Source organism: Nostoc sp. FACHB-152 (assembly GCF_014697475.1).
GTDB lineage: Bacteria > Cyanobacteriota > Cyanobacteriia > Cyanobacteriales > Nostocaceae > Nostoc_B.
The window spans coordinates 405,433-417,074 of sequence record NZ_JACJRV010000001.1; the positions used below are offsets into that span (position 1 = coordinate 405,433).

Here is an 11,642-nt window from a genome sequence, read left to right on the forward strand (position 1 = left end):
GTTGATTTAGTTCGCGCTTTTTAACACCATCAGCGCTCGCCCCTCAAGCATCACTACCTCATCTCCCCGATACAAGCGTTCCTCTTCAATAAACCGTGGCTCGATGGTATCTATCACAACCCGCCATTTTCCATCCTCTAACTCAGGAGGCAAGAGGAATTCAACCATTTGATCATGGGCATTGAAGCAGAGCAGAAAACGATCCTCAATGCTACTTTTCTCCTGCCCATTGCCAGTTAAAAAAAGACTCATTGCACTAATATTGTCCTGCCACTGTTTTTCAGGAATCTCACTACCATCCGGGTTAAACCAGCGAATATCACCTTGATTTAAACCATGCTGTACCCAATCGCGCTGCCGAAACACCGGATGCTGACGACGAAACTGAATTAATTGACGGGTAAAGTCTACCAATGCCGTCTTCTCCTCCGTCAAATCCCAGTCAAACCAGGAAATCTCATTATCCTGGCAATAGGGGTTGTTGTTGCCGCGCTGCGATCGCCCCATCTCATCTCCCCCCAACAACATGGGAACACCCTGCGACAGCATCAAAGTAGTTAGGAAATTACGCTTCTGCCTTTCTCGTAACTGCAAAATTTCTGGGTCATCAGTCTCCCCTTCCACACCACAATTCCAAGAGCGGTTGTTATTGTCTCCACTCTCCTCCTGATTATCTTCATTGTGTTTCTGGTTATAACTAACCAAATCATTCAACGTAAAGCCATCATGACAGGTGATGTAGTTGATACTGGAACAGGAAAGCCGACCCGTACTCTTGTATAAATCCGGGCTGCCCATCAATCGGTGAGAAAACTCCTTGAGCTTGATGTCTTCACCGCGCCAGAAATCCCGCATTACGTCTCGATACTTATCATTCCACTCCGACCACCAAACAGGAAATTTCCCCACCTCCGATCCAACTTCGGCAATCAACTTCACTTGGGAAAGAACTGGGTCTTGGTGAATAATGTTAAAAAAGGATGCTAAAGGGTCGAATTCGTGGTCTAAAACCTTGATTGTCCGTCGCTTAGAACCTCGCCAGACATCTACTTCAATTAATTCTCCTCTGGTTAGTGCGGGAGCTATATCAAACCGAAAACCATCGATATGCATTGCCAACACCCAATAACGCAGACTATCCATTACTAACTTCAAGACTTGGGGGTGGAGAGTATTGAGGCAATTGCCACAACCAGTAAAATCTTCGATGTAGTAGCGAGGATTTCCCTCTACCAACCGATAGTAAACTGCATTGTCGATACCCCGAAAACAGAGAGTCGAACCTAAATGATTCCCTTCTCCGGTGTGATTGTAAACCACATCTAAAATCACTTCGATGCCAGCAGCGTGCAAGCTTTTGACCATCTGCTTAAACTCAGTCACCTGTTGACCGAAAATGCCACTAGCACTGTAGCCGGAATAAGGAGCAAAATAGCCGATGGGATCGTAACCCCAGTAATTGCTAAGTCCTTTATCGGCGAGTAATCCTGCGTAAATAAAGAAGTGATGGGTAGGTAACAATTCAACGGCAGTAATGCCGAGAGACTTCAGGTGAGCGATCGCCGCAGGATGGGCAATTCCGGCATAAGTACCGCGCAGGTTTTCTGGAATGTCTGGGTGTAACTGGGTAAAGCCCTTAACATGAGTTTCGTAAATCACCGTGTTACACCAGGGAAGTTGCAGCAGGCGATCGCTTCCCCAATCAAAGGATTCATCCACCACAACTGCCTTGGGAATCAAATCTGCACTGTCTGTCTTAGATTGGCTTAAATCTCTTTCATCCTCCGGTGCATCCCACAGATAGCCAAAGAGTTCCGGTGCATGGCTGAAATCACCAGCGATCGCTTTCGCATAGGGGTCAAGTAAGAGTTTAGACGAATTAAAGCGATATCCCTGCTCAGGTTCATAAACTCCATGAACCCGAAATCCATATTTTTGTCCTGGCTTAATCCCTGGTACATAACCATGCCAGATATAGTTTTCTACTCTTGTTAAAGGCAGGCGTTTCTCCTGTTCTTGTTCATCAAACAAGCAAAGTTCAACACCCGTCGCGTTTTCTGAAAATAAAGCAAAGTTTGTTCCCTCACCATCCCAAGTAGCTCCGAGAGGATAAGGTTTCCCATGTTCCAGAAGCACATTCATAAACATAAAAATTTGAAGAATATTTTGCTTTATTCTCGCAATACCTTAGCCAATTTACGAGAGTTCAGCACCTGTAGAAACGTTATGAATACGTCCGCCTTAGGTTTTTTCAAGCGGTTACCACCCAAAGTTAAGCCAGAATCAGCGAATTTAGGCGTTAGCGGTTGTCTTTTTGCAGCTTTGTTGCAGTAATTTATTAGCTGTTGGATATTATACCTGCCTGAAAAATTGGTGTACAGGTGGCAGGGGAAGAAACCTTTCCCCCTTGCCATTTAACCCTTAGCCTAGTAAAGAGCATCCTAACGGGTGCGGTGCTTCACATAGCACTGTTATGGCAATGCAAGCACATTAGACAAGTAAATTAATTTTTGACAAAACTAGAGTCAAACCTAGTGGTAGTAAATATTGTGGATATTAATAAGCTGTATATTAGTTTCTGATGACTGCTGTGTGTTGATGGAGCTATCAGCTCGTAGTCAAGGGAGAATAATCTATTGTCATAAGTGTGACTCAAAGATTATAAACTGTTGACAGCTGTCTGCTTAGTGCCATTATTCAGTTTGATGGAAAGAGGTAGAAAAATCGTGAAAAGATTGGTGCGTTTATTAACAGTATTTAGTTTGTTGATTGGTTGCTGGGGATGGTTAGGTACAACAGGGATAGCCCAAGCTGCTGGTATTAACAGTTTGGCGTTGCCACAAGTGCCTGTTTTGGCAGTGGAATTCCGCAATCGTGCAGATGATAAACTGGCAACGGAATTTGGTAAAAAAATTGATTTAAATAACACCAACGTCCGAGCTTTCCAAAACTATCCAGGTTTGTATCCTACCCTGGCTAAGAAAATCATCAAGAATGCTCCTTACCAAAAGGTAGAAGATATTTTGAATCTACCAGGATTGAGCGATCGCCAAAAACAACTTCTACAAGCTAATTTCGATAACTTCACCGTTACCGACCAAGAAGCTGTCTTCAACGAAGGTGACGATCGCTTTAACAACGGTATCTATAGATAAGCTAATTTACCGCTAATCTAGGAAACAGTAAGCCACTCTCTTTATTTAGGGAGTGGTTATCTTCATACAGCAGGAAACAGGGAACAGAGGACAGGAAACAGGGTTTTAACCTGGTATTTTACCTGACGTAGTTTAGAAAAAATTTCCTTACCTCCCCTGCACCCCTGCACCCCTGCACCCCTTACTTCCCTCTCCAACCTTGCCTGAAATAGAAACTCCCCGCCAATTTGATGTTTTAGTAGTCGGTGCTGGCGCAGCTGGATTATATACAGCACTGTGTTTGCCAGAGTCACTGCAAGTCGGCTTGATTACTAAAGAAACGGTTACGTTGTCAGCGAGTGATTGGGCGCAAGGCGGTATTGCAGCTGCGATCGCCCCAGAAGATTCGCCACAGTTGCATATTGAAGATACAATTCAAGCTGGTGCAGGTTTGTGCGATCGGCAAGCTGTGGAATTCCTTGCCCAAGAAGCCCCTAGCTGCATTCAATCGTTGGTAAATTTAGGCGTAGCTTTTGACCGTCATGGTAACGCCTTAGCTCTCACTTTAGAAGCTGCCCATTCTCGTAATCGTGTTCTCCACGCTGCTGACACCACAGGTAGAGAAGTCACAACAACCTTAACCGCGCAAGTATTACACCGTAAAAATATTCAAGTTATCCAGCAAGCTTTGGCGTTAAGTCTGTGGCTAGAACCTCAAACAGGTCGCTGTCAAGGAATTAGCCTGTTTTATCAAGGTAAAATTACCTGGGTAAAAGCCAAAGCTGTAATTCTCGCAACTGGTGGTGGTGGTCAAGTATTTGCCCAAACTACTAACCCGGCTGTGAGTACAGGCGATGGTGTGGCGATCGCTTGGCGGGCTGGTGCTATATTACGAGATTTGGAATTTGTGCAATTTCATCCTACAGCCCTGACCAAACCTGGGGCTGATCGCTTTTTGATTAGTGAAGCTGTCAGAGGCGAGGGCGCGCATCTGGTGGATAATGCTGGGCGGCGATTCGCTTTTGACTATCACCCGGCTGGTGAACTTGCACCTAGAGATGTGGTTAGTAGAGCAATTTTTAGCCATTTACAACGTACAGCCGCAGATCCGGCTACGGCTAATGTGTGGCTAGATATGCGTTCCATTCCCCCTGAAAAAATTCGGCATCGCTTCCCCAATATCATCAAGGTTTGTCAGCGATGGGGAATTGATGTGTTTAATGAGCCAATTCCGGTTGCGCCTGCTGCTCATTATTGGATGGGTGGTATTCTTACAGATTTAATGAATCGCACTAATATTGCTGGGTTATATGCTGTCGGAGAAACTGCTAGTACCGGAGTACATGGTGCAAATCGTCTAGCCAGTAATTCTTTGTTGGAATGTATTGTGTTTGGCGCACAGATGGCACATATTCAACTGCCAGAGATCGAGCCGGAACCAGAAATATCATTGCCTTGGCGTGAGTTTAGCTTGGATATTAATGATGGGCAAACTCAGCAAGCCCAGCTAGAAGCATTGCGCGAGAAGTTACCGCGATTAGTTTGGCAGAGTGCTGGTATTTGTCGAGAAGAGTCACGATTAGATGAGGCGATCGCTACTGTTGAATCTTGGCAGCAAGACTTTGCTATTCTACCTTTAAGCCAATTCTTACTTTCTTTACGTGCCGAAGAACCTGTCAGTTTCAAAATCCCGGATGTAGAACGACAATTAAGGCTTTGGGCAGAAACTCGTAATTTATTAGATGTAGCTTACTTAATTCTCAAAAGTGCTGCTTTTAGGACAGAAAGCCGGGGCGGACACTACCGCATCGATTATCCGCAACCTGATCCTAATTGGCAAGTTCACACTTTAATACAACACCTTTCCTGGGAGAAATCTTAAGCTTTCCACTAGTACAAATAGAGCAACCGTTTAAAATTCCGAAAAAGCCTATTCAATAATACTTTTGACTTTTGACTTCCGCCCTGCGGTGCTAGTCTCCACTTATCTTAATACCCATCAGTACTAAATTACTGGTTCAGCAAACCTGGTATTAGCGCGTACCGCTACCGTATTCACTACTGTCAGGGCCGCCAAAATTAGGTGGGATGTAGATATTTTGTAATTCTTGAGAACTCTTAGAAGGACTAGTTAAAGTACTGTTTTCTGCCCTACTCAAACCCTTTTCAACTATCATACTCAAGTTACCAGCTGCATCAGCAATTGTGGGAATGCTCAGACAAGTACCGACACACAATATTACAACAGTCGCAATTCTTAAATTAATTTTCATAAAGCCTTTATCCATTTCCTGAATTCTGATATTTTCCACAGCTTTTCTACTTACACTAGATTCAGTTTTTTATAAAAAAATTATATTTAGATTCAAGTTCTTACGTATAAAAAGTAAGTATGTGAGTGAAATGTGGTTATTAACTGCTAAAGTCGAGGAATCGATACTTAGGCGTAGAATCTGCTCGACACTATAAAAAAATATCTTCCAGAAACCTTAATAAACATCAGTCTAAAGTTAGAAATGTGACTTCCCAAAGTGATAGATGCTTATTAATTACCTCTATAATGAACCCCCTCAAACATATTAAGTTCATAAAGCGTTTGTTTATATACGTCTAATTACGATAGTAGTAAGTTTAAAAAAATACATTGCATTTTAAAGTTTACTGAATAAATGCATACACATCAGCAAAGATAAGGAGAATAATTCCGAAAAAGTAACTACTTTATCAATTTTTAATTAATTTTAACATTTAAACCTAAGTATAATCATAGAAGAGTTTAAGTACTATTACGTATATATAAAAAAGTTATAATTAAATATAAAATTTATATGATAAATTAATGTTTTTGACGCAGCTATTTTTGCTTAGATTAGGATGTTGCAAAAAAAATGCCTTAGCTGAATTAACCAGATTTTAGTACATAGATACTATTGTACCTAATTCCGGCTCATCCTTAAACCACCAAAGCGTTTTTACCTAACTAATACCAATTCTCTAAAATCGGTCAACACATATTCGCCCTGAAACCTAGACCAGATCTGATGCATCTTAATTGCCTTAGCGGTAGCGAGCCTGCGAGCGTCCGCCGCAAATTGGGATAGCAATATGCAATTTCAATGGGGAGTCGATTAATCAAGCCAACTCATATCGATTTTTCCCCAAGTGCTTGGCACGGTACATAGCAGCATCTGCTTGTTTAATCAAGGTTGCTGAATCTTGGCTGTTGATGGGATAGATACTGATGCCAATACTGGCAGAAATTTTAGTAGTATATCCTCCCAACACAATTGGCTCAGTAATGCTAGCTAAAATTTTGGCTGCAACTTTTCCAGCAACTTGCATATTAGGAATAGCCCGTAAAATCACAGTAAACTCATCGCCGCCTAAGCGAGAGACTGTATCACCACCCCGTACACAGTTAGTCAGCCTTTGGGCTACGATCACTAACAAGCGATCGCCCATATCATGCCCTAAGCTATCATTTATCTGTTTAAAGCCATCCAAGTCAATAAATAATAGTCCCATTAATAAATTGTTTTGGTCTGCCCAATGCAGGGATTCATTAAGTTGTTCCGTAAAAAATTTGCGATTGGATAAACCTGTCAGGGGATCATGGTAAGCCAGATAGCGTAAGTTATCTTCTTTAAGTTTTAGTTCAGTGTTAGAGCGAAACAATTCAGCCGCAGTGCGCTTAAGTTCTTCTTCCATTAACTTGCGCTGGGTAATATCTCGAATTACTCCCACTAAAAAGAAATTCCCCGCCGCATCTTTGTGGAGCGATCGCTTAGTAGCAATTAAATGAGTTTCCCCTTTAGAATCAGTGAATTCTTCCTCATTTTCCTGCGGTTTTTGCGTTAAAAAAACTAGCTCATCTTGCTGGCGAAAAACATCGGCTTCATGTTTCGGAAAAAAATCATAATATGACTTTTGAAGTAATACACTGCCAGGATAACCAATGAACTGGCAATAAGCTTCATTTAATACAATCAACTGATGTTGTTCATTTTTTACAAAGATGGGATCAGGGATTGAATTGATAATTCGATGTAGGAACTCTCTAGAACGTTTCACCTCTTCTTGCATATAAACAATGCGAAAAAGCATCAATAATGACGTGCTAATAAAGCTTAATAATCCCGGAACAAATGGTATCCAAAATCCTGACAAGAATGCCAAATAACTAATAGAAACTAATAATAATAAAGATAGTAAAAGTATATAAATAATCTTGCTTAATGATTTTATTTTCCAAATTATTGCAGACCCCATATAAGACCAAGCAAAAACCCATAAGTACTCCCAAAATTTCGGGCAAACTTTTAATAAAGGTCGTCCTGTAAGGGCAGATGATATTAACTCACTGATAAAATAAGCTTGCAGTTCGATACCAGCAACAGGCTTGGCTGCACCCTGTATTTGACTAGAGTAGGGAATAAAGACAAAATCTTGTAGACTCGTTGCAGTGGAACCAATTAAGACGATGCGATCGCGTATCCAACTGATGGGAACTTTACCATCAAGTACATCGCTCAGTGATACTTGGCGGAAACTACAAGATTTTTGATAATATTTTTCACAGGAAGGCTTGGGGAAATTAGCTAGAATTTGATAGCCTTTATCATCAGCCCCGACATAACCGCCATCATTCTTTTGAAAACGGATAAATACAGCCTTACCCAACTTTAAGTAATCAGAGTTAGCTGCTTTTTGAGGTGAAATTCCCTCATTTTTTAAATATAGTAAAGCTAACTTCAAGGCAAAACTTTCGTGGTCTTTATTGTTGATATGCCAATAGAGCAAACTACGCCTGACTTTACCATCGGGATCATACAATACGTTATTAAAACCTACTTGCTGCCGAGCTAGTCCTAGTGGGGGAGAAACTTGAGTCTTTTTGTTACTGTTCAATACTTCAATGCCGACCAAGTTTGGCATTGAGCGATAAACATTCACTAAAGCTTCATGACCTGGCTTGACTTCTAAATCCCTGTATATATCTAAGCCAATAGCACGAGGTTGATATACTTGTAATTTTTGTAATAACTGAGCAATTATCCCATCTGGGATTGGCCAGTCTTTCACTCGGCGCAAAGAAGGTTCATCAATCGCTACGATTGTGATGCGATTATCTAGTGGCTCGTTTGGACGTAAAAGAAAAAATTGATCTAATCCTGCTAATTCTAAGGATTGCAAGATTCCTATAGATCTCAAGATTAAAATGCACGCTGCAACGCTCAAAGAGACAATCAACTCTCTATATTTTCGACCAAGCGGCTGTTTCAGCCTCAAAGCTAATTTGACAAAATTCTTGCCTAGCTGCTTACTCATTCCCATTACCTAGTGGGGAGAAATATTTCTATTTTGTATAGCCATCACTTAGCTAATAAATAACTAGCAAATATAGCTTGTATATCACCGTATTCATTTTTTAAGAAACTTGGCAGTTAAGTTAAGTTACACAAAACAAGTTGAAGTATTGTTAAACAAGTATTCCTCATAATGGTTTATTCTTAAGCCGAATGTCATCAGTATTACTGAACTGATTAAGAATAAGTTGAGGATAAATATTGTTTACTATTAATAAAAATATATTTTTGTTTGTTTAAAAGTGACATTTTTTTGCTAAATCAAAAGGAAAACATTTATTGTTATATAGCAAACTATGTAGGAGATCCAAACAAATCTGTTGCAAGAGTGCCTATTGCCTGACTCCAAGACTAGTTTGTAAATTCAGTAGGATTGCTATAGCTTATTTCAAGCTTCCTTTTACCTATTCATAGTTCCCGAAGATGAAATTTATTAACCTGAAAAAATAAATAAGTCAACTGGCAGTAAGTTGGTACTTTTAGCCAGTTGACTAATTAGGAAGAGTTTTAATTTCACACAACCGTCTTGGTGACAGTGATTATTTAAAGTACTTGAAATTAGTTGGCCCTGTATAACCAGTAATTTTTGCTAGTTCCGCTAGATTTTGGACTCCACTGTACGTTTGACCATTAATAATCCATGTCGGAAAAGATTGTATTTTTGCAGCTTGACATAATTCTGGTTTACCTTGAGGGCTATCTGCCATACATTCTACTTTGACATTATTATCATTAATAATTTGATAAGCTTCTTTACCAAAGATGAGCTTTTGTTCGTGGCAGTGCGGACACCAATAAGCAACGTATTCTTTCGCTCCAACCTTCACTAAATGTTTTGCTAAAGCAATTTCTGCCTCACCAGAGGTTGTCGTAATTTCCCAACCAAATGCTGGGTTAGGGTCTTGTGTTGGTGTGAAGGTAATTTGTTGTGGCGCACCATTTGAGCCAGTGGCATCAGGTGTTTTATTAACACCTGCGTAAACGCCCAAAGTACCAATCAGCGTCACCATCCCCACAATAATAGCGGTAAAGAAGATTTGCCCAATATCTTCCCAAGTACGGCCGAGAATCGTCAGTACTAACATACTGGTGGAAAATAGAGCCGAGGCTATGCAGTAAGGACAAATAGCTTGAATTCGGAAAGCCAACACATACATTAAGTAGCCACTGAAAACGGTCATGGCGATCGCGCCCACCAACAATAGAAACCACGTATAGTTTTCTATTTGTTTGCGCTGGTTGTTGTCTCCTGATTTCCAAGCGAAGGGAGCCAAAGCCAGGATCACCATACTGATGTACGCCAAACATCCAAATAAGGCTAATGGCTGTCCAAAAACGGTACCCCAAGGGCTAGAAAGTACGTCATTACAACCTCTAGTGCCAACTTGCGCTACACAAGCTGCACTGCCTCCTGTTAACTTTTCGATGGTGAGATAGCCTGTGACTATCGCACCAAATCCGGCGATCGCGGCAATTATTGGGCGCGACCATTTATGAATCCAAGGAGTAGAACGGCGGCGAATCATAACTGCTGTTGAGAATTGGGGAATGGGGAGTAGAAAGAGGAAACGGGGCAGGGGGCAGGGGGCAGGGGGGATGAAATTACAGTAATGCTGTTTGTCTCCGTTGCCTTTTCTTCCCCACTCCCCACTCCCTACTGTCTAAGAATGTAACTTTACTTGTTCCGTAGATTTGCTTGTGCTTTTAGAGTTCCAACTCCGACGCGCAGCTTCGACAAACTGACTAACACGAATCGGATCGATTGGTTGGTCAATCCGACCATGACGTTTTAAGGAACTCGAAACTATCACACCATCTGCTGCCTGCAACAGTGTAGCAATATTTTCCCAATCGGCTCCACTACCTATAAATACTGGTGTTCCGTTGGCTGCGCCACAAGCTAGTTCTAAATCTTCCTGGCTAGGAGGGCTACCTGTAGCCCAGCCAGATAAAATTACTGCGTCGGCTAAACCTCTTTCTATTGTGTCTTTAACGGCAACTGTGAGATTAGGAGAACTTAAAGGCCGGGCGTGCTTAACTAATACATCTGCCAGGATTTTGACATCAGAGCCTAATTCCCGACGATAACGTAGTAACTGATGGGCTTCGCCTTCAATTAATCCTTGATCGGTTGCCATTACTCCTGTTAAGACATTCACACGGATAAATTCCGCCCGCACACAACTAGCGATCGCGATCGCGCTTTTGGCATCATTCCGCAATACATTTAAACCTAGAGGCAAGGTTACTAAATTTTGTATCCTTTGCACCACCACAGTCATAGCACTCACAACTGCCGGATCTACCTGATTTTTCGTAAATGGTGCGTCGAAAAAATTTTCTACAATAATCCCATCTACTCCGCCACTGGCAAGAGCAGTTGCTTCTTGTTCGGCACGGTCAATCACCGCTTTTAGGCTCCCTCCCCAACGGGGTGAGGTGGGTAATGGCAGTAGGTGAACTACGCCAATAATTGGTGTACGAGTTTTAAAGATCTGATATAAGTCCACGTCTTCAAATATTATTCAGAGATCAAGGAATAGGGAATGGGTTTTAGGATAAATTCACCTAGCTCCCATTTTCTCGTCTCACGTCCCTAGTTCCTTGATTAGCATTAATGTGTTCGCTGGTACTGGTTTTACTACTTCCATCTGCGGATGGAATTTGGCATAAAACGTTCCATAAGATATGTTAAGATAAAACCTGGCTACAAGAGGAGTTTGCCACTCACAAGACGCAAAGCAGTTTCCCTTCGTTTAGGCATCTTGTCTAAGCATCAGGGCAGCATTACTGCTTGATTAGGCGTAGTCGCAAGCGCGATTTCCCTGAGGGTAGCGACTTCTCACAACCAGCCTTTTGGGCGGCTTCCCGATGGGTAAATTTACAACGCATACGCTGCGGTAGTGTAAAATACTAACAGGCGAATTGTTAAAAAATATTACAAGTGTCCAAAATATTCAAAGACACTCTGATTTACCCTGGGAAACAGACTAATAGTAGACATAATCATAGCATGACCGCAAACTATCCAGGTCATAACTCCACTCTCCAGTTACTGATAGTGGAAAATTCTACCTGGGCGTTGTCAGCAAAAAGGTGTGCATTACAAAGCGCAAAGTCACCGCCCTTTGTGTGACTAGAA

At 41.6% G+C, this 11,642-nt stretch carries 7 protein-coding genes; 2 read left to right on the forward strand and 5 right to left on the reverse strand.

All coding sequences use genetic code 11. The features are described 5' to 3' along the window. Positions 1-6: 6 nt before the first annotated feature. Positions 7-2,142 (reverse strand): glycogen debranching protein GlgX, encoded by a 2,136-nt coding sequence (gene glgX / locus H6G76_RS01565; RefSeq protein ID WP_190694566.1) that lies wholly within the window; start codon positions 2,140-2,142, stop codon positions 7-9. Positions 2,143-2,726: 584 nt separating this feature from the next. Here glgX and psbU point away from each other — a divergent pair. Both psbU and nadB read left to right on the forward strand, forming a co-directional pair. Further along, positions 2,727-3,155: a photosystem II complex extrinsic protein PsbU gene (gene psbU / locus H6G76_RS01570; protein ID WP_190694568.1), complete on the forward strand. Its 429-nt coding sequence runs from the start codon at positions 2,727-2,729 to the stop codon at positions 3,153-3,155. 199 nt (positions 3,156-3,354) lie between these two features. Beyond that, a complete protein-coding gene (nadB, locus tag H6G76_RS01575) occupies positions 3,355-5,016 on the forward strand; it encodes an L-aspartate oxidase (protein ID WP_190694570.1) in 1,662 nt (553 codons plus the stop codon). A gap of 151 nt (positions 5,017-5,167) precedes the next feature. On the opposite strand, the gene H6G76_RS01580 is transcribed toward nadB, so the two are convergent. From H6G76_RS01580 to btpA, 4 genes are all read right to left on the reverse strand, one after another. Beyond that, positions 5,168-5,446 (reverse strand): hypothetical protein, encoded by a 279-nt coding sequence (locus H6G76_RS01580; RefSeq protein WP_190694572.1) that lies wholly within the window; start codon positions 5,444-5,446, stop codon positions 5,168-5,170. Between the two features lie 820 nt (positions 5,447-6,266). Then, the gene (locus tag H6G76_RS01585) at positions 6,267-8,462 is read right to left on the reverse strand and encodes a CHASE2 domain-containing protein (protein ID WP_190694573.1); all 2,196 of its coding nucleotides are present in this window, start codon (positions 8,460-8,462) and stop codon (positions 6,267-6,269) included. A 577-nt stretch (positions 8,463-9,039) separates the two neighbouring features. Then, entirely contained in the window at positions 9,040-10,026 is a 987-nt protein-coding gene (locus H6G76_RS01590; protein ID WP_190694575.1) for a vitamin K epoxide reductase family protein, read from the reverse strand. A gap of 135 nt (positions 10,027-10,161) precedes the next feature. Further along, on the reverse strand, positions 10,162-11,010 hold the full coding sequence (gene btpA / locus H6G76_RS01595; protein ID WP_190694577.1) for a photosystem I biogenesis protein BtpA: 849 nt from the start codon (positions 11,008-11,010) through the stop codon (positions 10,162-10,164). Positions 11,011-11,642 lie beyond the last annotated feature (632 nt).